The organism is Desulfosporosinus orientis DSM 765, from assembly GCF_000235605.1.
GTDB classification, from domain to species: Bacteria; Bacillota; Desulfitobacteriia; order Desulfitobacteriales; family Desulfitobacteriaceae; genus Desulfosporosinus; species Desulfosporosinus orientis.
This window is the reverse complement of record NC_016584.1, coordinates 4,678,221-4,699,943: the sequence shown is the minus strand read 5'-3', so window position 1 is coordinate 4,699,943 and position 21,723 is coordinate 4,678,221. Positions and strand designations below refer to the sequence as shown.

20 protein-coding genes and 1 riboswitch are annotated in these 21,723 nt (G+C 40.6%); of the genes, 12 read left to right on the top strand and 8 right to left on the bottom strand.

Translation table 11 applies throughout. The features are described from left to right. Nucleotides 1-31 precede the first annotated feature (31 nt). The 3 genes from DESOR_RS21690 (at nucleotide 32) to DESOR_RS21680 (ending at nucleotide 3,969) form a co-directional block, all read left to right on the top strand. A complete protein-coding gene (locus DESOR_RS21690; protein WP_014186738.1) occupies nucleotides 32-1,336 on the top strand; it encodes a homocysteine S-methyltransferase family protein in 1,305 nt (434 codons plus the stop codon). A 275-nt stretch (nucleotides 1,337-1,611) separates the two neighbouring features. Continuing rightward, nucleotides 1,612-2,811, top strand: coding sequence for a cache domain-containing protein (locus tag DESOR_RS21685; protein ID WP_014186737.1), 1,200 nt, complete (start codon nucleotides 1,612-1,614; stop codon nucleotides 2,809-2,811). Nucleotides 2,812-3,078: 267 nt separating this feature from the next. Continuing rightward, nucleotides 3,079-3,969: a formate/nitrite transporter family protein gene (locus DESOR_RS21680; protein WP_014186736.1), complete on the top strand. Its 891-nt coding sequence runs from the start codon at nucleotides 3,079-3,081 to the stop codon at nucleotides 3,967-3,969. Between the two features lie 159 nt (nucleotides 3,970-4,128). Here DESOR_RS21680 and bshB2 read toward each other — a convergent pair whose 3' ends face one another. The 4 genes from bshB2 to DESOR_RS21660 form a co-directional block, all read right to left on the bottom strand. Then, nucleotides 4,129-4,800: a bacillithiol biosynthesis deacetylase BshB2 gene (gene bshB2 / locus DESOR_RS21675; RefSeq protein ID WP_014186735.1), complete on the bottom strand. Its 672-nt coding sequence runs from the start codon at nucleotides 4,798-4,800 to the stop codon at nucleotides 4,129-4,131. A gap of 15 nt (nucleotides 4,801-4,815) precedes the next feature. Continuing rightward, complete coding sequence (locus DESOR_RS21670) at nucleotides 4,816-5,166, bottom strand: YojF family protein (RefSeq protein WP_014186734.1); 351 nt, start codon at nucleotides 5,164-5,166, stop codon at nucleotides 4,816-4,818. Between the two features lie 101 nt (nucleotides 5,167-5,267). Beyond that, the gene (locus DESOR_RS21665) at nucleotides 5,268-5,819 is read right to left on the bottom strand and encodes a chromate transporter (RefSeq protein WP_014186733.1); all 552 of its coding nucleotides are present in this window, start codon (nucleotides 5,817-5,819) and stop codon (nucleotides 5,268-5,270) included. Continuing rightward, the gene (locus tag DESOR_RS21660; RefSeq protein WP_014186732.1) at nucleotides 5,806-6,369 is read right to left on the bottom strand and encodes a chromate transporter; all 564 of its coding nucleotides are present in this window, start codon (nucleotides 6,367-6,369) and stop codon (nucleotides 5,806-5,808) included. The genes DESOR_RS21665 and DESOR_RS21660 overlap by 14 nt, the downstream gene beginning before the upstream one ends. 252 nt (nucleotides 6,370-6,621) lie before the next feature. Between DESOR_RS21660 and DESOR_RS21655 the strand changes: the two genes are divergently transcribed. From DESOR_RS21655 to DESOR_RS21625, 8 genes are all read left to right on the top strand, one after another. Further along, on the top strand, nucleotides 6,622-7,392 hold the full coding sequence (locus DESOR_RS21655) for an HD domain-containing protein (RefSeq protein ID WP_014186731.1): 771 nt from the start codon (nucleotides 6,622-6,624) through the stop codon (nucleotides 7,390-7,392). 13 nt (nucleotides 7,393-7,405) lie between these two features. Beyond that, nucleotides 7,406-7,663 (top strand): hypothetical protein, encoded by a 258-nt coding sequence (locus DESOR_RS21650; protein ID WP_014186730.1) that lies wholly within the window; start codon nucleotides 7,406-7,408, stop codon nucleotides 7,661-7,663. 180 nt (nucleotides 7,664-7,843) lie between these two features. Beyond that, nucleotides 7,844-9,421, top strand: coding sequence for a stage V sporulation protein B (spoVB, locus tag DESOR_RS21645; protein WP_014186729.1), 1,578 nt, complete (start codon nucleotides 7,844-7,846; stop codon nucleotides 9,419-9,421). A 147-nt stretch (nucleotides 9,422-9,568) separates the two neighbouring features. Next, nucleotides 9,569-13,354, top strand: a complete 3,786-nt coding sequence (locus tag DESOR_RS21640; RefSeq protein ID WP_014186728.1) for a response regulator — start codon at nucleotides 9,569-9,571, stop codon at nucleotides 13,352-13,354. Continuing rightward, nucleotides 13,347-14,423 carry an HD-GYP domain-containing protein gene (locus DESOR_RS21635; RefSeq protein WP_014186727.1) on the top strand — a complete coding sequence of 359 codons (1,077 nt, stop codon included), beginning with the start codon at nucleotides 13,347-13,349 and terminating at the stop codon, nucleotides 14,421-14,423. Before DESOR_RS21640 ends, DESOR_RS21635 begins: the two co-directional genes overlap by 8 nt. 69 nt (nucleotides 14,424-14,492) lie before the next feature. Then, nucleotides 14,493-14,606 carry a helix-turn-helix domain-containing protein gene (locus tag DESOR_RS31075; RefSeq protein WP_081468597.1) on the top strand — a complete coding sequence of 38 codons (114 nt, stop codon included), beginning with the start codon at nucleotides 14,493-14,495 and terminating at the stop codon, nucleotides 14,604-14,606. A 106-nt stretch (nucleotides 14,607-14,712) separates the two neighbouring features. Then, nucleotides 14,713-14,887: riboswitch (Lysine riboswitch) on the top strand. 88 nt (nucleotides 14,888-14,975) lie between these two features. After that, a complete protein-coding gene (gene lysA, locus DESOR_RS21630) occupies nucleotides 14,976-16,235 on the top strand; it encodes a diaminopimelate decarboxylase (protein WP_014186726.1) in 1,260 nt (419 codons plus the stop codon). 187 nt (nucleotides 16,236-16,422) lie between these two features. After that, entirely contained in the window at nucleotides 16,423-17,697 is a 1,275-nt protein-coding gene (locus DESOR_RS21625) for a 4Fe-4S dicluster domain-containing protein (RefSeq protein ID WP_014186725.1), read from the top strand. 173 nt (nucleotides 17,698-17,870) lie between these two features. On the opposite strand, the gene DESOR_RS21620 is transcribed toward DESOR_RS21625, so the two are convergent. The 4 genes from DESOR_RS21620 to DESOR_RS21605 all read right to left on the bottom strand — a co-directional run bounded on the left by DESOR_RS21620 (nucleotide 17,871) and on the right by DESOR_RS21605 (nucleotide 20,694). Further along, nucleotides 17,871-18,671, bottom strand: a complete 801-nt coding sequence (locus tag DESOR_RS21620; protein ID WP_014186724.1) for a hypothetical protein — start codon at nucleotides 18,669-18,671, stop codon at nucleotides 17,871-17,873. Then, nucleotides 18,665-19,363 (bottom strand): ABC transporter ATP-binding protein, encoded by a 699-nt coding sequence (locus DESOR_RS21615; RefSeq protein ID WP_014186723.1) that lies wholly within the window; start codon nucleotides 19,361-19,363, stop codon nucleotides 18,665-18,667. Before DESOR_RS21615 ends, DESOR_RS21620 begins: the two co-directional genes overlap by 7 nt. Then, the gene (locus tag DESOR_RS21610) at nucleotides 19,360-19,731 is read right to left on the bottom strand and encodes a GntR family transcriptional regulator (protein WP_014186722.1); all 372 of its coding nucleotides are present in this window, start codon (nucleotides 19,729-19,731) and stop codon (nucleotides 19,360-19,362) included. Before DESOR_RS21610 ends, DESOR_RS21615 begins: the two co-directional genes overlap by 4 nt. 234 nt (nucleotides 19,732-19,965) lie before the next feature. After that, complete coding sequence (locus DESOR_RS21605; protein ID WP_014186721.1) at nucleotides 19,966-20,694, bottom strand: GGDEF domain-containing protein; 729 nt, start codon at nucleotides 20,692-20,694, stop codon at nucleotides 19,966-19,968. A 345-nt stretch (nucleotides 20,695-21,039) separates the two neighbouring features. Between DESOR_RS21605 and trmB the strand changes: the two genes are divergently transcribed. Next, nucleotides 21,040-21,705: a tRNA (guanosine(46)-N7)-methyltransferase TrmB gene (gene trmB / locus DESOR_RS21600; RefSeq protein WP_014186720.1), complete on the top strand. Its 666-nt coding sequence runs from the start codon at nucleotides 21,040-21,042 to the stop codon at nucleotides 21,703-21,705. Nucleotides 21,706-21,723 lie beyond the last annotated feature (18 nt).

The window sequence follows — 21,723 nt, the reverse complement described above, 5'->3', positions numbered from 1 at the left end:
GTGTAAACAGGGTTATTAAGGGGGGCTAACAATGAGTGGGTTCTTAAGTTCTATTCTGGAAAAGGTTTTATTATATGATGGTTCTAAAGGTGTAATGCTGCAAATGAAAGGTTTAAAAGGTAGTGAGGCCGCAGAATCTTGGAATCTATCCAAACCTGAAGAGGTCAAAAGTCTTTACAGAGCATATAAGGAAGCAGGTTCTGATGTCATTCAAACGAATACATTTCCAGGAAATCGCATTACCTTAGAAAAACATAGTTTAGGGGACAAAACCTATCAATTAAACTTTGCCGGCGTCAAATTAGCCCAAGAGGTTGCCGGCGAAGATACCTATGTAGCGGCTTCCGTTGGCCCTACCGGCCGAATGTTTGAGCCTGCAGGAGACTTGACTTTTGATAAAGCTTATGACATTTTCAAAGAGCAATTAAGGGCAATCGACGATGCAGGTGCGGATATCGTCAATTTTGAGACCTTTACGGATTTAAACGAAATGAGAGCAGCTATACTTGCAGCTAAAGAAACGACTGGTCTGCCTGTCATTGCTTCACTGACCTTTAATGAGAATTGCCGAACCTTATCTGGAAATTCTGCTGAGGCCTGTGCTATTGTCTGTCAATCCTTAGGAGCAGCAGTAGTGGGGGCTAACTGCTCAGGGGGTCCGGACAGCTTAATGGAACCCATTAGAAAAATGTATGCTGTTGCCTCAATCCCTCTTGCAGTTAAAGCAAACGCAGGATTGCCGGAATTAGTGAAAGGAGAAACCGTTTATAAACAAAAACCGGAGCAATTTAGTTCCTATACCAAAGAATTTGTAGAAAACGGCGTAAGACTTATCGGTGGATGCTGCGGAACAACTCCCGAATTTATTAAGGCGCTGAAAGAAGAACTTAGTAAACTTCAAGCTCCAGATTTGCAGGTGAGATCAACATCAGGAATTGCTTCCCCCTTTAATCATCTCGATATGGTTAATAGCCAAGAATATTCCGTAAAAACACTCTCTTTAAAAGAAGACAGCATGGTTGAAATGTTAAAGAACGGTGATTTTTATGGGTTGCTTTTAAACTATAAATCAGAAACTATGGATGCTTTGTTAATGGATTTTGGGGATAAGGATTTGGCCTTTGATGTATGGGGATTGGTAACTAATATAAGCTTTTTGATCAAAAAACCATTAATTATAAAATCTGAGTCAACGGAGCTTGTTGACAAATTTCTGAGATATTATCCTGGAAGGGTTGGAGTTGTTATCTCAGAGGATATGAAACTATCACTTTCTCAATTAAAGCACTATGGTTGTCTGTTTCTTAACGAAAATCTAGAACCCATGGCTATCTGATTAACGACATTTACTTAAGTCCTAGACTTTTATGTTTGGGGCTTTTTCTTTAGATATTCAGTACATAATCTTAAAGTGCTATACTAGTAGTTGTACGTCCATTAAGTTCATTTTAAAATATCCAATAAAATATGTTTTTATATTAATAAAAAACTATAATGAAAATTTTAATAAAGTAAGATAATTTAAGAAGGGATTTAATTAATTTTTTTCGAATTAATTGTTAAGTAAACTTAGAGTCTAAAAGGATAAGATTGACGAAGGAGGTGAATTTTGTGCGTTCCATCAAACATCAAATATTACTGCTGCTGCTGGGGTCACTGGTTTTACTGGCAGCCTGTTTCCTTGCGGTTCTTGGTTGGTATATGAAAGATCGAGTTGTGGCTGCTGCAATTATTAAAGCACAAACAGATTTAGCGACATGTGAGGAAATCATTGATAAGACTTATCCCGGACCATGGTCAGTAAAGGATGGAAACCTTTATAAAGGCTCTTTTAAAATTAACCTTAATAATGATTTAGTGGATCACTTATCCAAACTTACGGGGGATACCGTAACTATATTCTTAGGTGATACAAGGATAGCAACCACTGTACGAGGTTCCAACGGTGAACGTGTTATTGGAACAAAAGTTTCCGACAATGTAGCCAAAACAGTTCTAGAGCAGGGTCAGACATATATAGGAGAGGCTAATGTAGTTGGACAGTGGCACCAAACGGGTTATATGCCTTTACGGGCAGAAAACGGCAATATTGTCGGGATTTTTTACGTAGGAATTTCTCGTACCTACGAACAGGAAATCATGACTCGATCTTTGCTCACGATGGCCGGCCTGGGATTGGGCTTAACAATTTTAGTCGCTCTCATTACTTGGTTTTTCATTCAGAAAATGATTATCTACCCTCTGCATAATATCACCCTGGGAACCCGGGATGTAGCAACTGGGCATGATACTGAAAAGGTTAAAGTTTCCGGTGCCAAAGAAATTTGGGAGCTTGAGGACGCCTTTAATCAAATGGTGGAAAAATTTCAGTCATTTACAGGGGAAATCAATCGTGTATCCGATAGCCATACTGACGCTGAAATAAATAACGTCAACATTGGAGATGTTGCTGAGCCGGCTCATGATGGAGTTGGGATAAGCGAGGTTATGATGAAGGAGGCAGCCCGTGAGGAAGGGTCAGCCGAGGTAAAGCAGCAATCCGGAGATGAGGAGCTTTGGTGTGTCGAAGAAGAGGCGCTGCCTAAAGGTTTGAATCAAAGTACTTTAAATCAGATCTTAGGATTTTTGCAGGTCAATCAACGCCCCCTTTCTTCAGAAGATGTGGCTGAAGGAGTAAAGCTTACGAGGGTAACAGTGCGACGTTACCTGGAGTTTTTAGAAGAACGGGGAATACTTATTTCCAAACTGAAGTACGGGGTTGGCAGACCTGTTAAGTTATTTATACCTTCAGATCGTCCCTTTGATAAATAGACGATCTCTATCTAAATTCATGTAAACAAGAAATGGGCATGAGGCTGCTTTTGGCAGAATCGTGCCCAATTTTCTGCAATTTACAAAACTTTTTAATTATACACAAAACATTTTATTTATTATCATATAAGCGACATTGTTTAAAAATTCAGGTAAAGTAAAAGTGGGTCAAATAACCGATTCAAAACGAGGAAAGGAGGAGCGTGTCTATCAATTAATAAATTATTAGAGCTCCAGGGAAATCTTTAACGTAAGGAATGATGAAAAATGGAAATGAATCATTATTTGCCTCCTTCAGAAATTACTCATGTGTCTATTCAGTCAGGGATCAAAAAAGTTGGCATGAAATATTCAAATCAGTTTATTTTGGGGATTTTAGCCGGCGCTTTTATTGCTTTTGCGGCAGAGGGATCCAATATGGCTGCCTTTAACTTGTTTGCTAAGCCTGAAACCTATGGTCTTGGAAAAGTTCTCTCAGGTGCTATCTTTGGAACAGGTCTGATGTTGGTTTTGTTGGCAGGAGGAGAATTATTTACAGGGAATACCATGATTTTGGGCGGAGTTTTAGATGGAAAAGTTAAGTGGAGTCAAATGTTAAAAAACTGGTTTATTGTTTATTCTGGTAATTTCCTGGGTTCTGTTTTCCTGGCCTATATGATGGTCCATTCGGGCTTATATAATAGCGGTGCCAATGTGTTAGGCGGAATGACCATTAAGATCGCAGCCTATAAAGTAGGCCTTCCCTTTACGTCGGCTTTTTATTTAGGAATTATGTGTAACATGTTGGTCTGTTTGGCAGTTTGGATGTCTTATGGAGCTAAAGACATGACAAGCAAAATAATGGCCATTTTTTTCCCGATTTGGCTGTTTGTAACCTCTGGCTTTGAGCATAGTGTTGCCAACATGTATTATATTCCGGCAGGAATACTAGCCAAAGCAAATCCAAACTGGGTTGCCGAATCTCATCTTTCCGCTCAAGCACTGGCCAATTTAAACTGGGGAAGTTTTATTACCAACAACTTAATTCCCGTAACCTTAGGAAACATTGTAGGCGGAGCACTTTTTGTAGCCGGTATTTATTGGTTTGTTTATATTAAAAATGATTTAAAACAAGAGCATTTTCCCCTAAGTTCATCCTCAAAAAATGCTGCCAAATAGACTTAAGGTGATTCATATTAGTATAATCAAACAAGTATATAATTGAATTACGCGCTACAGTGGGCTATTTCAAGCTCGTACTCTGATTAATAAAATATATAAGCCGTTTCTCCAGGAGTAATTGTGGAGAAACGGCTTATATTTAAGTCTGGATATGCCTTAAGCAAAATGATAAGTCCAGAAAGATTCCTGCTCAAGCATATGACGGTATGAGTTTTTAGAGGATTGTTTCATAAACTGCCCATTGGCAGTACGGGGCAGGATGACTTGAGATTGGGATTTGTGAGCCAAGATAGCGGCCAGCTTAACATCGGACACGCTTGAAATATCCTTGATGATATCCGGCGGGCCCAGGACATCCCGGCAGTTCCGGGCAAATGCATGGGCGTATACTCTAGGGCGTTCCTGTTCAGAAAGGCGAGAAACCGCCTGGATGGTAACATGACCAAGAGCATTATGATCCGGATGTACTGAAAACTCAGGATAATGGGTAAGGACTAAGCTTGGCCGCACTTGGCGGAGAATTTGAGTAAGCCTTTCGATTAATACTTCAGGATCTTCAAACTCAATGGTTTTATCCCTTAAGCCAAGTTTAATCAGCTGTTGAATGCCGAGGGCACGGCATGCTTCTTCCAGCTCTGCTTCACGGATTTTCGGCAGGGTTTCTCGATTGGCAAAGAATGGGCTCCCCATGTTACGTCCCATTTGGCCCAAAGTTCCGCAGACATAAGTAACAGGAATACCGGATTTAGCGTATAAAGCTAAGGTTCCTCCACAACCAAAGGTTTCATCGTCCGGATGGGGGAACACAGCCAGAACGTGTTCTTCCAAAATTCTTCCTCCTCACTATAGCTCGAAAGGGGACAGACTGAGTTCCAAAGCTACAGCCAGTCGTCCATCCTGATCATGACCGGCCAGCAAAAGCCGGTCATCCTGGTTTATCTCAAAGTCCGTCAGACCTTCAGCGTAAACCCAGCCAATTTCCATCTTAAGCCCTACTCGGTATGGGCCGTCACCGCTAATGACACCACGTTCAAAGCAGATTCGGCCGTTGCGTATGTAAGCTCCTACAGTCATATTGCTCTCTTGCCGGTGGACTGCATAGGCTCCGTTGGTTGTTTCCAGGTGGAGATAGACGTCACAGTTTAGAAAACTGTTCAGCGCTCCTTGAACAATGGACTTATCAATTGACTTCATTAATGCTTACCACCTTAATAGTTGTTTCTTCATAATATATCATTTTTATTATATATCACTTATCAGTTGATTTGCACGGAAAGTATCTGAGAATAAGGGGGTTAGTAGAGAATAATGCCGACCACGGCTGAGGCAGCAAGAAAGGTCAAAGTGCCTATTTTTACTTTTTTTTGACTTAAAGCATAATATCCCGCGCCAATGACCAGAACAGTTTTCAGCATGGTTAAGGATAGGAAGTGGGTGCCCCCCAGATATAAGGGTTTAATACCAATAATATAGGCTGCACTGATCAGCAGCCCAAGGACAGCCGGCCGGACGCCCATGAGGAGGGCGTTTACGTATTTGTTTGTTTTGAACTGAGCATAAAATTTCGTGATGACAACCGAGGCAATAAAGGAAGGGAGGCAGAGGGCTATGGTTGCAAGAACAGCGCCTAAAATCCCCGCGACTTGAAAACCGATATAAGAGGATGAATCCACAGCAAATGGTCCCGGTATGACCTGAGCGATAGCGATTACCTTGATATAGTCTGCCAGTGATACCCAGTTATGAGATACCATTTCTGTTTCAAAGAAAGGAATCATGGCATAACCGCCGCCAAAGCTGACTGCTCCGATTTTAAAGAATACGAGAAATAATTCAACGAGCTTCAAGTTTTTCCGCCTCCTTCTTTAGGGCATAGAGATTCTTTGCGAAGCCAAGGCCTGCCATCAAAAGAAGGATAAGTACAACGTTGAGACCTGTAAACAGCAAAAGAACCGTAGCCGTGACTGCCAAGATAATGTCGGGATAGTGTTTAACTGCTGTTTTCCAGGTTTTTTTAACAGAATTCAGAATTAGTGCAGTGACTCCCAGGAGGATTCCTGTAAAGGCTTTGTGAACAATGGGGTTATCAGTGACTCCCCAAATGACAAAGGTCAGAATGAGTATAAGAAAAAAAGTAGGCATAACTGAGGAAACTGTAGCTACTGTAGCTCCTAAGATACCCTTCTTGCGATAGCCTATCATCGTGGCAGAATTGACAAAAATAATGCCGGGAAGAGTTTGAGAAATTGCCATGATATCGGTTAGTTCATCGTTGTCAACCCATTGTTTTAACTCAACAATCTCCTTTTGTAAAAGTCCTATGACAGCATAGCCGCCGCCAAAAGCTAAACAGCCAATCTTAAAAAACACAATAAACATTTCTAGATACAGTTTCATACGATATCCCTCGATTTCCCTATTCATTGAAGTAATATGGTTTTAATTACAAGTTGTCCAGATTAATTTGAAGTAAACTTGCAATGTTTTTAATTATATACCATTTTTATCTGTTTTACACATTATTTACAGGTTGACAAAGTAATTACGGTTAACGAACTTACATAAAAGGAGTATAATTTGGTTGCCCGGATTTCGATATGATCATCAATATTTCAATGAAGGGGAATACAATGGAAAAAGGAGATAATTATGAACTTGGAAGATATTCGTTTTTTTAGAACATGGTTTGAAGATTACGTTAAAGGATTTCCAAAGGACGATGAAAAAGTTGAGGCCAACTTGAGATATAAAAAAGACCATTCTTTGTGCGTTCGAGACTATATGCTGACCCTGGGGGAGAATCTTGGCCTGGATACCCGGCAAATGTTTCTCGCTGAAGTGATTGGTCTTTTCCATGATGTGGGACGCTTTAAACAATATAGCAAATATCATACCTTTAAGGATTCCCTAAGTGAAGATCATGCCTTGTTAGGAGTGACTGTCCTTAAGGGAGAGCAGATTTTTTCAGGCCGATTAAATGAATGGGAGAAGACGCTGGTATTTACGGCTATACTGAATCACAATCAACGGACCATTAAGGATGTTGTGGACGAGACGACCCTGAAGTTTTGCAAGCTTATCAGGGATGCGGATAAACTGGATATACTCGATCAGATCATCAACTTCTATGAAAAGCCTTGGCAAAAACCTTTTTTTGCAGTGGAAAGCAATCATGAAGATCAGAGATATTCTCAGGATATTATTCAGGGCATTTTAAGCGGGAAGCAAATAGCCTATACTTCGGCTAAAACTCCCGCAGATATTAAACTCATTCGTTTGGTTTGGCTCTTGGACATAAACTTCCCTTCAGCAGTGGAGATAGCCAAAGGCAAGGGGTTTTTGGAAAGACTCTATGCTTTTATCCCTCATACGGAGGATACTTTAAAGGTTTTTCAGTACGTAGAACAAAGAATGTCTTAGAGGTGAAAAGAGTATGATTATCGGTTTTGGATTTGGGGATCCGGTTCAGAGTATTCTCATGCTCCTCCTGACCTCACTCCTGAGTTACGTTATCTTTCGAAGCTTGAGAAACGGTAGGCGGGAAAAACAGGACCCCTTGCTGCTTAGAGAACAACGCAAGCAGTATTACTACGCCCAGAGACAAAGGGCCAGGGAATATGCCCGCGAATTTGACTTAACGGATGAAGAGATAGAACATCGTTTAGACGAAGAATTTAATAAAATGTTTTGACTTGCCGTGTAGAAAAGAAGGACAGATCGTCAAAGGACGATCTGCCCTTCTTTGTTGAGAAACCTCAATGCTTTCTTTGGTATTTGAACGATTCAGGGATTTCATTTAGTCAGTTTTTAATTCCCTTGTGTTTACATAAACATAGACTAAACAATGTTTTAGATAGAAGGGTTTAAACTGATGAAAAAACAAAGTTTGGTCAAAGGGGCTTTTGTATTAACTGTCGCAGCTTTTCTTGCTAAAATTTTAATATTTGGCAATTCCATTGTACTTTCCCGGGTTCTAGGTCCGGAAGGAATCGGACTAAAAAAGATGGTCATGCCCTTTATGAGTTTGATGATGACGCTAACCACCATTGGGCTGCCAGTAGCTATTTCCCGTTTAGTGGCCGAAGCTGATGCTCAAAGAGATAGGCAAAAAATCAAAAAGATTCTGCTGATAGCCTTAAGTATAACCGTCAGTTTAAGTATCCTTATGGTTTTTCTCTCGACTATCGGAGCCAAGATTTTCTTGCCGTATTTTTTGACGGATCAGCGGGCCTATTATTCCTTCATGGCTATGATACCGGTTATTCCTATTGGAGCGGTTTCCGGCGTACTTAAAGGATATTTTCGGGGCAAACAGACGATGAACCCCCTTGCCATAGCCCAAGTCTTAGAACAGATTGTGCGAATCTGGTTTACCTATGTCTTAGTACAGCGCCTGCTGCCCTTAGGTATTGAATTTGCAGCTGCAGGAGCAGTCCTAAGCGGTGTGTTAGGGGAAGCAGCCTCTTTGCTTGTTTTTATTATCATGTTCAGAATCTCCCAGCAAAGGAAGTTGCGGTTACCTCGTCCCGCATGGAGTCAGGTAACTAGAGGCAAAACCATTGTCATGGAATTGTTGCAGACGGGTTTGCCAACTACCGGTAATGGTTTTGGAATGTCTATTTCCAGGGCTTTGCAGCCCATCGTCATAACTAAAAGTCTTGCTCTGGCCGGAATCGGTTCTGCGCTGATTGCCAAACAATATGGGATGTTAGCCGGCTTTGTCATGCCTTTATTGTTTCTTCCCGGCTTCATCAACCAATCCCTTGGAATTACACTGGTGCCGGCTATCAGTGAAGCAAATGCTCATGGAAATTTGCTTTTAATTAAACGGCGGCTAAATCAAGCCATAGGAGTAGCCTTAATCATTGGTGCACCTAGTACTGTGGTGCTCTATTTATTTTCCCTGGAATTAATGACGGTAATCTACCATGCTCCAGCAGCAGCGCCTATGTTAAAACTCCTAGCGCCTTTTTTTGTGTTAAACTACCTCCAATCCCCTCTCCAATCGGTATTAGTTGGTATGGGGCGGGCTAAAACAGCAATGATTAACAACGTTCTGGCAAGGTTCATCACGATTATGCTGATTTATCCTTTGGCTTCCAATCCGAAACTGGGAATAAAAGGGGTGATTATTGCAATGGGGATGGGGGTTATTCTTGAAACCCTCTTACATCACTCTTCCCTTGTAAAACTAATCGGCTTTTTTCTCAACGGGCAAACCATTGCCAAAATTCTAGCGGCAGCAATGGCAATGGGATACATAGGAAGGACTTTCTTTGTTCTGCTCTGCAGTCCAAGGGTTCATTTGGGAGTCCCTATAAGCTTGGTTGTTGGAATTATTGTTTCAATATTCGTCTACATTTTCTTGCTGAATATGCTGAAGGTCATTCGCAAAAATGATCTGGCGAGGATTCCTTTGCTGGGGAAATTATTTCCTTTCTGGCACTGATTAAGGAAATATAACTTTAAAGGCTAAACGTGAAAACGTAATGTCACTATAGTACCTGCAAAATTAGCAGGAATAAAAAAGCATTTGTCGAAACAGTGTAAGAAACTTTAAGTCAAGATTAGTATAGAAAGAAAAGAGATGGACCCTTTGAAAACGAATTTTGTCAATAACTCCTTTAAGCACAAATTAAGGGCGACTTATACCCTGCTTATGTTTATAGTGCTGATTTTAATCTGCACTTTTCTATATTATCAAGTCAACAATATTATCAAACCTCTCATCAGTCATATCGGGCTGCAAGTTGTGGATGGAGAAGCTCAATACTTGGGGGAACGCTTTAAAAATCAAGAAACTATATTGGCTCTCCTTGCCAGTACGGAAACATTTAAGAACGGCGATTTATCAAGTATTGAGCAAGAAATGGATAATCAAATTACTAGGAATAAGGATTTATGGTTATCTATGAAATACAAAGGGATTAATGGCGATCAATATGTAATTAATCCTGAAAATATTAAACCGTCCCTTAGTTTTGAAGACGAATTATTAGCTGGAGATCAGATGACGCTGACTTCAAAACTTTTGGCAAATCAGGATAACGACTATACGACTTATATCGGCACGAAGGTTCTGGATGATAGAGGCAATCTCAAGGGATTAATCGTCATAAATGTGAGAATAAAACAATTAATGGGCTCCTTTTTAGAAGCGAAAATTCGTCAATTTACCGAAGTATGGTTTCTCGATGCCAGCGGCAAGGTTATCATCAATCCTAACCAGGAAGAAAAATCAACCATTGAGATTGAGAATTTTGGAGAATTAATCTCAGCTAGTCCCTCAGGAGAATTAAATTTTACAACTCAAAAGGGAGAATTTAATTATCTTATCTATTCAAAAGTCCCAAATATCGAAGGACTTTATCTGGCCATAGGCATCGATCACCGGGAATCGTCGGAAGCCATGAGATTTTTGCTTATGATGATTGTTGGCGGGGCATTATTTGCATGTCTTTTTATTTTTATTGCCGCCAATAAAATGACCAAAGTCATGACACAACCATTAACCCGTATGGTAGAAATCATCCAAGACTCTGACGGAACGAACCTTATTGAGATTCCCAGTGATCTAAAGGCCAGCAAAGATGAAATTGGAATTCTGGCAAAGACCATCGGCGAAATGTCCAGCAATATTCGCAACAATGTTCAAGCTCTTAATAACGAAATTCACGTACGGCAAAGAGCTGAAGCAGAACTGATTCAATTGAATGTTGAACTGGAATGTCGTGTCAAAGAACGAACGCATGCCTTAACAGAAGTCACCAATCATTTAGCCAATTCCGAAAATCGATTCAGGATTGCCATGGAGGCATCTCATATCGGTTTATATGACTCGGATTGTAATCATGTAGTTGTGGTTAATGGTATTTTTCTTAAATTAATAAATGCCCCTGACTATAAGGAGAATCTCATTAAAGAGAGCGATTGGATTCAGCTTAACGGGAAGTTGGAAGACTTTGTCTACAGCCAGGATCTTAACAGTATGGGGCTGTTTAATGTTAACAATATGCCCATGGTGGGAGAAGATTTTTACACAGAAGTTCGTTTAAAGGCAGACCCGAACGTTTGGTTTTCTTTTATTGGACAAGTCATAAAAAAGGACGAGGATGGGAAAATTCGCAGGTTTATCGGAGTTCTGCAAAATATAACAGAACGAAAAAGGACGGAAGAAGAATTAAAAAGAGCTATGGAAGCTGCTGAAGAAGCGAGTCAGGCGAAAAGTCAATTTCTTGCTAATATGAGTCATGAAATCAGAACCCCCATGAATGCAATCATGGGACTCGCTCATTTATTAGCTCAATCGGATTTGAAAGAATCTCAACAGAATTATGTAGCTAAAATTGAAGGCGCGTCAAAGACACTTCTCAGAATTATCAACGATGTCTTAGATTTCTCCAAAATTGAGGCTGGAAAACTTGAAATTGAAAACATTAAATTTAATCTTGACAAGGTACTTGAAAATGTAGCAAATCTATATTCGATTTCGGCAGCAGAAAAGGGAATCGATCTTAATTTTGATACAGGGGAGGGCGTGCCGGATGTGTTAATCGGCGATCCCCTGCGCTTGGAACAAGTATTATCCAATCTCATAACCAACGCCATCAAGTTCACGAACCGAGGAGAGGTTAATGTTTCTGTCAAAGTACTTGGAGAAAATAACGACGAGGTTAAGCTGAGCTTTACGGTTTCCGATACAGGGATTGGCATAACCAAAGAACACATTGGCAGATTGTTCAGAGCGTTTACCCAAGCGGATGGGTCTATGACGAGAAAATATGGCGGGACAGGTTTAGGCTTAACCATTTCTAAACAATTAGTAGAATTAATGAATGGTGAGATTTCGGTAGAAAGTGTCTATGGTGAAGGCACATCCTTTCACTTTATAGTTCATTTTCATAAAGCCTTGGATCTTAAGAAACCCAGCTGCAGCAATTATCCGGATCTACAAGGGAAAAAGGCCTTAATCATCGATCATAACAAGACTTCATTGACCATACTGGAAAGAATGCTGCGCTCCTTTTCTTTGGAAGTCACAGCTCTGAATGATCCTTTTGAGGCCCTTGAACGACTCCATAGGGAATGCTTTGATCTCCTTGTCATTGATTTTAACCTGCCGGAATTGCCGGGTATCGAATTTTATAAAAGGATCATCGCCAATCCAGACATAGCTTTGCCGAAGACCATCTTTGTGAGTGCCATAGGCCGGGAAACTCACTATCACCAGGTCAAACAGTTAGGGGTTAGGAATTTCTTGGTAAAGCCCATTAATCAATCATTAATGTTTGACGCTATTATGAATGCTCTCAATGGAACTGCCTTGCACCAAGGAGAGGTGATCCATGATGAGGCAAACAGCAGGAAGCACCGGGGGGAACTCGCCGATAAACGGGTCCTCGTTGTTGAGGATAATGACATTAATCAATTAGTCGCTAAAGATATGCTAGAGCAAGCCGGCATGCTTGTAAGCATTGCCAATAATGGTGAAGAAGCGATTAAATATGTTCATGCCAATAAATTTGCTGCCGTTCTGATGGATGTTCAAATGCCTGTTATGGATGGCTATAAAGCTACGGAAATACTGAGAAAAACTTACTCAAGCTCAGAACTGCCCATTATTGCCATGACTGCCAATGCACTTCGAGGGGATAGAGAAAGAAGCATTGCTGCCGGTATGAATGATTATATTTCCAAGCCCATAGACCCCAATCGTTTGTTTGATACCCTTGAAAAATGGCTCTTAGGCAAGGGTGTCAAATGCCTCGAGGCCGTTGATGATGAGGTTATAGAGGTTTTGGATATTGAAAAGACATTGCTTCGCTTAAACCAGAAACGAGAGTTCTATGAGGACCTATTAAGGAGATATGCTGCAAATTATAGCAACTGGGTAAACGATTTCTCGAATTTAAGGCAAAAACAAACGGATGAAGAAGCCCAACGACTCATACATAGCCTTAAAGGGGTTACCGGAACCATAGGAGCCATGAAATTGAACCGCTGTCTGGTTCAGTTTGAAGAAGACTGGGCGTTCATGGATGAACAAGTTTTAGAGGAAAAACTTGCGGAACTTGCCAAGTTAAATGACGAATTGTTAGAGGCTATTAAGCAGTGTATTTCTCTCAAGGGTACTAAGAAGGAGCCTCTATCTTCAAAATTCGATGTGAATACAGCTTTCGATGAGTTGCTCTATGCTTTGGAAAAAGCTCGGCCCAAAGAAATAAAGGAGAGTATGATTTACTTAGTCGATAATTTCCAGGGGATGCCCTATTATCCGCAAATTGAAGAACTAAAGAAGCTCACTGATCGTTATCGTTATAAAGAGGCCAAAGCTATGGCCGAAAAAGTAAGGGAGCTTGTAAAGGAGCAGAGCCATGGATAGACAGCCGACGATTATGATCGTGGATGATACGGAAATGAATATTGATATTTTGGTGGAGGCACTTCAGGAAGATTATGAGTTAATTATTGCCATTAATGGAGCCGAAGCAATTGAGCTCCTCGAAGGACAAAAACCGGATTTAATCCTTTTAGATATTATGATGCCTGAGCTGGATGGCTATGAGGTTTTAAAGATTATCAAGAAAAAACCGGACCTTGAGCACATCCCGGTAATATTGCTTTCAGCAATTACAGATAGTGATGCCAAGACTAAAGGCTTTTCCTTAGGCGCTGTTGATTATGTCACTAAACCTTTTGAAATAGTGGAGGTGAAGGCCAGGGTCAGAACCCAGCTGAAAATCGAAGAAGCCCGGCTTTTCCTGGAAAATCAGAATCTCATATTAGAAGAAAAGGTCAAGGAAAGGACCAAGCTGCTGGAAAGAACGAACTCTGCAGCTATTTACTGTCTCGCTGCCGTGGCTGAGACTCGGGACCCGGAAACGGGAGAGCACATCAAAAGAACCCAGGAATATATCAAGGTATTGGCCCTGGAACTTTCGAAAAAGGATGAGTATAAGGACGTCCTTACCAAGGATTATATTGAGCTGTTATATCAATCAGCGCCTTTGCATGACATCGGTAAAGTTGGGGTAAGGGACAGCATTCTCCTCAAACCGGGACCCTTAAGTGAAGATGAGTTCGAAGAAATGAAAAAGCACACCCTTTACGGAGGGGAATCTCTAATGGTTGGAATTAAGGAATTGGGAGAAGATTCCTTTCTGACCTTGGCTAAAGAAATAGCCTTGACACATCATGAGAAATGGGACGGTACTGGATATCCCTTTGGATTATTAAAAACAGAAATTCCTATTTCAGGACGACTCATGGCCCTTAGTGATGTGTATGATGCATTGATCAGTAAGCGGGTTTATAAAAAGGCTTTTACCCATAATGAAGCTAAAGGAATTATTTTGGACAGCAGAGGGACTCATTTTGACCCGGATGTTGTGGATGCTTTTATCTGCAGAGAAGAGAATTTTATTAAAATCATGGAAAAGTATAGGATGTAGTACTTTTTTCTCCCCGGACGTTTTGCCCGGGACTGAGGGGGAGTCTTTACAGGATATGAAAAAAGGGCGATCGTCAATCGTTTAACTCTTTATGAAGGAAATATCAGCCAAACCGCAAGCTCTTTGAATATTAATAGAAGTACTTTATATCGTAAACTAATGGACTTTAAACTACGATTTTGATAAAATTCTATCAAAAGACAACATTTTCCACATCTAGTTTTAGGGGAAATTGAATAAATTAGATTGACATTTAATTAAAGATTGTTGCATAATAAAACAACTTGATATTTTAGATAGAGGTGCAGTTATTAAGAGTAAACACACTGAGCTATCCGGCTATGATGTGTGCCGAAAGGAATAATTGCCGAAGTAAAAGGCTGTGGTATAAGGACTTTTACTGGTTATGTATTTAATAGGTACATGACTGTCACCTAGACGCTGGGTGGAGCACTATCTCTTAAGTTTGCATAAAAAAGCAGTTTGGGAGTGTACTCTATAAACTGCTTTTTATTTTTTTTAGCATACATTGAAGTAGGGGGAGAAGCATACATGGCAGAAAAACTATTACCTTTTAACAAACTGCAGTTAGAGGAAATAATCGACCAATATGGGACACCGTTTCATATTTATGATGAGCAGGCCATCAGAAAAAACGCCCGTAGGTTAATCGAAGCTTTTAGCTGGGCTCCCGAGTTTAAAGAATACTTTGCCGTCAAAGCAACACCGAATCCATATATTTTGAAAGTCTTACGCGAAGAAGGATTTGGAGCAGACTGCAGTTCCATGGCAGAATTGATTCTAGCTGAAAAAGCTCGGATTTTTGATGAGAACATTATGTTTTCCTCAAATAATACTCCTGGTCAAGAGTATCAAAAAGCCAAGGAATTAGGGGCCATTATTAACCTGGATGATATTTCCCATATCGAGTATTTAGAAAAGAATGTCGGAATGCCCCAAATCATCTCGTTTCGTTATAACCCCGGGCGCCTGCGTGACGGAGGCAACTCAATTATCGGTAAACCTGCTGATGCAAAATACGGTTTAACAAAGTCACAGATTTTTGAAGCTTATAAAATGGCTCAGGAAAAAGGAGTAGAACGCTTCGGCATTCACACCATGATTATTTCCAATGAATTGGATTCAAAGTATTTTGTGGAAACCGCAATTATGATGTTTAAGCTTATCGGTGAGATTTACGATCAGCTAGGCATTAGAATCGAATTTGTAAATTTAGGCGGGGGCATTGGTATTCCTTATCGCCCCGAACAAGAGCCGGTTAGCTTGGAAGCCGTCAGCCAAGGAATCAAGGAAGCTTATGAGCAGCACATCGTGGCAAAGGGACTGGATCCTTTGAAAATTGCTATGGAAAGCGGACGGATGATCCTGGGTCCATATGGTTATTTAGTAACCAAGGTACTGCATAAGAAGGAAATTTATAAAAATTATGTAGGTGTGGATGCTTGTATGGCCAACTTAATGCGTCCCGCTCTCTATGGCGCCTATCATCATATCACCGTGATGGGAAAAGAAGACTGGCCCCATGATTACATTTATGATGTCACCGGAGGACTGTGTGAGAACAATGACAAATTTGCCATTGACCGTGCTTTGCCTCAAATGGATATCGGGGATATCGTAGTTATTCATGATGCCGGCGCTCATGGCCATGCTATGGGATTTAACTATAACGGTAAACTGCGCTCGGCAGAGCTGCTTCTTAAAGAAGACGGCAGTGTAGAGCTGATTCGCCGGGCAGAGACTCTGGAAGATCTCTTTGCAACTTTGGATTTTTCTGGGTTAGAGGATTAAGAGCTGTTGCAATAGGATTGGCAATGGTGAAAGAAATATAGTGAGAAAAACGCTTTGAAACAGCTATTAAGCTTTTCAAAGCGTTTAGTTTAATGCGGGAGAAGCTGTCCGACTTGAAGTCTTGGCATCGGCCAGCGATTGGACTATAATCATTTTATAATGTTAATTCAAGGATTCGAGGAGAGTTATGGCACACAGAACTGTCAAATCTGGGTATCGTCAATTGAGTGAACGGCTCAATCAATTCCCTCAAGGGGCTCCGCCTTCGGAATATCTCTTTAAGATTCTCAGTGTCTTAATGAATGAAAAGGAAGCCCGGGTCATGTCGGCCTTGCCGATCAAACCCTTTACCATCCAAACGGCCAGCGCAGCTTTGGGAATGAGCCAAGAAGAAACGGAAAAGGTCTTAACCGAACTGGCTTCACGGGCTTTATTGGTTGATATTGAGAATCCGGAGGGGGAGAGGACCTTTGTTTTGCCGCCGCCCATGGCGGGCTTTTTCGAGTTTTCCCTGATGCGGATAAGAACCGATCTCGATCAGAAACTGCTTTCGCAGCTGTTCTATCAATACTTAAATGTTGAAGAAGATTTTGTACGAGATTTATTTGTTACGGAAACCAAGCTGGGACGAATCTTTGTCAATGAGCCGGCCTTAAGTACTGTCAATGATTTACATATCCTGGATTATGAGCGAACAAGTGAGATTATTAAAAAAGCCTCAAGTATTGGAGTTGGCCTTTGCTATTGCCGGCATAAAATGAGTCATATGGGTCAAGCTTGTGACGCTCCTTTAGAGATATGTATGACTTTTGGCAATGTTGCTTCAAGCTTGATTAAATATGGTCATGCCAGAGAAGTGAGTGTCTCTGAGTGTATGAGCTTGCTTGAAAAGGCTTATGATCACAATTTGGTTCAGATTGGAGAAAACGAACAAGAAGGAGTACCCTTTATCTGCAATTGCTGCGGCTGCTGCTGTGAAGGTCTGCTGGCCATCAAACGATTTGGAACCCTGAATTCCATCAATACCACAAATTTTCTGCCTGAAATAACGGAAGAACGCTGCAATGGCTGCGGCAGGTGCGTTTCAGCCTGCCCCATCGGAGCTTTAAAGGTTGTTTCTCAGCAAGTGAACGATAAAATTATCAAGAAGGTCACGCTGGATGAAGAGATGTGCTTGGGCTGCGGTGTTTGCGTCAGAGCCTGCAATCGCGGGTCTATGATACTGCGACATAGGAGCAAACGGGTTATTACCCCGGTCAATTCCGTTCATCGCATTGTGATGCAGAGCATTGAAAAAGGAAAACTGCAAAATCTCATTTTTGATAACCAGGCCCATTACAGCCATCGGGCTATGGCTGCTGTATTAGGGGCAATTTTAAAAATGCCGCCAATCAAGCAAATCATGGCCAGTGAACAGATGAAGTCAAAGTATTTGGCAGCTTTGGTTAAAAATTATCAGTAATGATTTAGATAAATTTTAACTACTTGATGTTTGTAATGAAAAGCCCGATGACGTGTACTGAACTCTAAGTAAGGACACGCCATCGGATAATTTCTAATCTGGTTATAGTTTATCACAAAAAGCCGGTTTCCTTCCTTCAAAGGTAACCGGCTTTTATATATAGATATTTTTTGTTATTCCAAATTTAAACGCTTAGATAAAATCGTGTTTGTGATGGCAAAGTAAGCTGCGCATAAGAGCCCATTAAAAACAATTCCTAAAATTGAAGCTAACTGAAAACCGGTTTGAACTCCGAAGAGGCTTGAGGCTGAAAAGTGCTGATGGATAAAGTAGCTGCCTATAGGGCTCAGGCTTACAGTGGTAAAGAATATTTGGGCAAGAGTACTCAAGGCGATAAAGGACCCAAAAGTTGCCAGCACCTTATGCTTCCTGAATAGATGGCCCAGGGCAATTGAAGCATATATGATTAAAATGCCTGACGCTAAGCTTACGAAAGCTAGGATGATCATTTCTAAAAGTAAAATAAATGCTTGAGCGCCCAATTGGTTCATTACTTGGCTGTAGAAAGTTACTAACCCTGAAAGTATATTTGTCAAGTCTCCTTGTTTAAGAGCAATAATCATGATGGAAATAATAGCGGCAATTCCACTGGCTACTATCCACAGCATAGAGGTCAAAAGCTTGCTGACAATGTGCTGCCAGGTTTTTACGGGCAAAGTCAGCATCAAGTAACCTTCATCGCTGAGAAGATTTTTATAAAAACGCTGGACCATCATAATTAAGGTCATGACAAACATTCCGGCCATGATAAGGCCGTAAACAATCATACTGATAACCGCCGGGGCATCCCATTTCTCGGGACCGACAGAGGATATGATTCTGGTAATTCCTGCAAACACTAATAAAGCGAGGAAGAGGGGAAGAAATATTCTTCCTGTTGCTTTGATTTCATATTTTAAAAGTTTCCCTAACATTTGAACACCTCCCTGAATAAAGCATCGACGGATTTTCCCTTAGCATCCCGGATATCATCCACTGAAGAGGTCAAAACCACTTGTCCTTGATTGATGAAGACAACATAATCCAAGATGTTTTCAATATCAGATATTAGGTGGGTGGAGATAATGACGGTTGCATCTTCATTATAGTTATTGATGATGGTTTGCAGTATATAATCTCTAGCTGCCGGGTCTACCCCGCCAATAGGTTCATCAAGGAGATAGAGATCTGCGTCCCGGCTCATGACAAGAATAAGCTGAACTTTTTCTTTGGTTCCTTTGGACATGGTTTTCAGAGGGTCATCAGGATTAATTTTAAGGCTTTTAAGCATGTCATAGGCTTTCTCCGGTTTAAAGTTATCATAGAAATCCGTAAACAACTCAATGATTTGGTGTACTCGCATCCAATCATTCAAATAGGTTTTTTCCGGCAGGTAGGACACGATTTTCTTGGTTTCGATGCCTGGGGTCATACCGCTGATAAGAATATTACCGCTTGTAGGAGTTAAGAGCTGATTAGCGAGCTTAATGATGGTGCTTTTTCCGCTGCCATTCGGACCGAGGAGTCCAACAATTTGTCCCCGTTCTATCGTTAAATTGACACCGGACACAGCCACTTTGCTGCCGAATTGTTTGGTCAGTTCATTGCATTCTAAAATCGCGCTCATTTTTTCATCTCCTTTACCATGTTATCGATGATGGTTAGAATTTCCTTTTGCTCAAAGCCCATCAGCTGCATTTTTGCCAGAAATTCAGAGATTTGCTGTCGAGCTAATTTGGTTTTAGCCATTTCAATCATACGTGCATCCTCCGTAATCGTCCGACCGCTGGTGCGGTGTGTAATGATGAGTCCGTCTTCCTCCAATTTAACCAGAGCCCGCTGCATTGTGTTGGGATTTACAGCGGCTTCTTGAGCCATATCCCGAACTGAAGGCAATTTGGACCCCAGGGGATAGACGCCGGAAAAGATCATCAGCTCAATTTGTTCAACCAGCTGGGTGTAAATCGGTCTGTCAGATTTCAAATCCCAAGGCATTGTTATCACCTCTGTATTATTGTATTAAGAACTTAATACAATAATACAGTATTTAAATTTATTGTCAAGAGTTTTAATCTTTTCTTTGTCAAACTCCGATCAATTGATTAGCTGTATAAAGCCCATAAGAAAAAGGGGTGACGCAAAGCTACTTTTTAAGTAGTTTTACGACACTCCCTTATAAGAGTTGTTTGAAGACTATGACCAACTGCAGCTGAAATGATATCGAGGGGGTTAAGCACAAAGCTCTTCATTCCAGCGAACAACGGTATTTTTTGACGCTTTTGCTTTATACAAAGCTTTGTCGGCTAAATTTACAAAAAGGTCTAATGGATTTAACTCATGAGTATTTGTTTTCATTGCTTTAGATACTTTTGAATAGGATACCACACCAGAACTGAAGGTAATTTGTTTTGAGTTTATCTCAGGACCGAAATTATAAGTTTCAATAACTCGTCTAATACGTTCTAATAATGCATAAGCACCTTGCATATTTGTGGAGGGCATAATGACGGCAAACTCTTCGCCGCCCCATCTAACGACCGTATCCGTTTTCCGAATATTTTGCTTTAGTAATTCAGCCAGTTTCTTTAATACAATATCTCCGGCTACGTGACCATAAGTATCGTTTATCTGCTTAAAATTATCTAGGTCAATCATAGCTAAGCTCAAGTCATTGCCTTTTACTTGGGTCATTTCTGTCTTGAGGCTATGATAAAACATGCCCCTGTTTCCTAAGCCAGTGAGCGAGTCCCGGTAAATATTAAAAAACAATTTTCGAATAAATAACCCCAAGAAAAGCCCTATTATCACCAGGATCACAGTGACCATGAAATATAAATCCAAATGTAAGGTTGTTGGAAGAAATAGATCAATTGAACATATTAAAACACCTATGAAACCTCCAAAGATAGCTAAAATTGCGTGTGGAAAATTTTGTATAAAGTTTAATGCTTTGGCCACTTCCTCAAATTCACCATCCTTAATTCATTATCTTTCTATATAAATACGAAAACAACTATACTTTTATGGGGGACGCAAGCATTATATTGATACTTAATTTAATATTTGAATAAAACATTTTATATTAATTAAAAGCATTGGAGTTGCCGCTTTGGAGCTGATCAGGCAGGGAATTGGAGAGTGAGTATTGAAGTCCTGATACGACAAGTTATGGACAAATGATTCTCAGAGTATAACTAAATAAACAATTAATGACATAAAAGCGAAATGTTAAACGTAAACAACGAAATATCCTTATGGAATTTTAAGGAGAGAGTCAATATTGAGTAAAGAGGAGATTGAAGAATGCGGCTCAGAAAAAAGTCGTGGGCTAGGCCTGAATTAGAAAAAGATCCTAAGGTGATTCTTAATCCTTGGGAGCAAAAAGGAAAATGGCAAAAGTTCCTCGGCAATGATCACCCTATCCATGTGGAATTAGGCTGCGGCCGGGGGCGTTTTATCAGTGAATTAGCCGGAAGGCATACTGAAATCAACTATCTGGCTTTGGATCTCTACGATGAACTTTTGATTCAGGTTTTAAGAAAGGCGAATGAAAACCACCTGAGTAATATTTGCGTAATTCCTGTCAATATCCAGAACTCAGGAAATATCTTTGCTCAGGATGAAATCCAACGAATTTATATTAACTTTTGTAATCCCTGGCCCAATAAGCGGCATCATAAGCGCAGGCTGACTCATCCGAATTTCCTCAGGCTTTACCAAAGCTTTTTAAGCAAGGGAGCAGAGATCTGGTTCAAAACAGATAATGAATTGCTGTTTACTGACAGCCTTGATTATTTCCAAGCAACAGGTTATCAAGAGCTGTATAGGACCTATGATTTGCAGCAGAGTGATTTTCCGGGAAATATCATGACGGAGTATGAGGAAAAGTTTTGCAGTCAAGGGATCAAGATAAAGTTTGCTATTTTTCGCATCTTAAAAAACCATAAGACCGATCACGTATTAATGTGATCGGTCTTATTCTGTGCA

Coding starts and splice junctions, on each gene's coding strand:
- lysA (WP_014186726.1), top strand. CDS start 14,976: ATGGCAGAAAAACTATTACCTTTTAACAAACTGCAGTTAGAGGAAATA.
- DESOR_RS21610 (WP_014186722.1), bottom strand. CDS start 19,731: ATGCCTTGGGATTTGAAATCTGACAGACCGATTTACACCCAGCTGGTT.
- DESOR_RS21620 (WP_014186724.1), bottom strand. CDS start 18,671: ATGTTAGGGAAACTTTTAAAATATGAAATCAAAGCAACAGGAAGAATA.
- DESOR_RS21655 (WP_014186731.1), top strand. CDS start 6,622: ATGAACTTGGAAGATATTCGTTTTTTTAGAACATGGTTTGAAGATTAC.
- DESOR_RS21625 (WP_014186725.1), top strand. CDS start 16,423: ATGGCACACAGAACTGTCAAATCTGGGTATCGTCAATTGAGTGAACGG.
- DESOR_RS21650 (WP_014186730.1), top strand. CDS start 7,406: ATGATTATCGGTTTTGGATTTGGGGATCCGGTTCAGAGTATTCTCATG.
- DESOR_RS21670 (WP_014186734.1), bottom strand. CDS start 5,166: ATGAAGTCAATTGATAAGTCCATTGTTCAAGGAGCGCTGAACAGTTTT.
- DESOR_RS21615 (WP_014186723.1), bottom strand. CDS start 19,363: ATGAGCGCGATTTTAGAATGCAATGAACTGACCAAACAATTCGGCAGC.
- DESOR_RS21635 (WP_014186727.1), top strand. CDS start 13,347: ATGGATAGACAGCCGACGATTATGATCGTGGATGATACGGAAATGAAT.
- trmB (WP_014186720.1), top strand. CDS start 21,040: ATGCGGCTCAGAAAAAAGTCGTGGGCTAGGCCTGAATTAGAAAAAGAT.
- DESOR_RS21690 (WP_014186738.1), top strand. CDS start 32: ATGAGTGGGTTCTTAAGTTCTATTCTGGAAAAGGTTTTATTATATGAT.
- DESOR_RS21660 (WP_014186732.1), bottom strand. CDS start 6,369: ATGAAACTGTATCTAGAAATGTTTATTGTGTTTTTTAAGATTGGCTGT.
- spoVB (WP_014186729.1), top strand. CDS start 7,844: ATGAAAAAACAAAGTTTGGTCAAAGGGGCTTTTGTATTAACTGTCGCA.
- DESOR_RS21680 (WP_014186736.1), top strand. CDS start 3,079: ATGGAAATGAATCATTATTTGCCTCCTTCAGAAATTACTCATGTGTCT.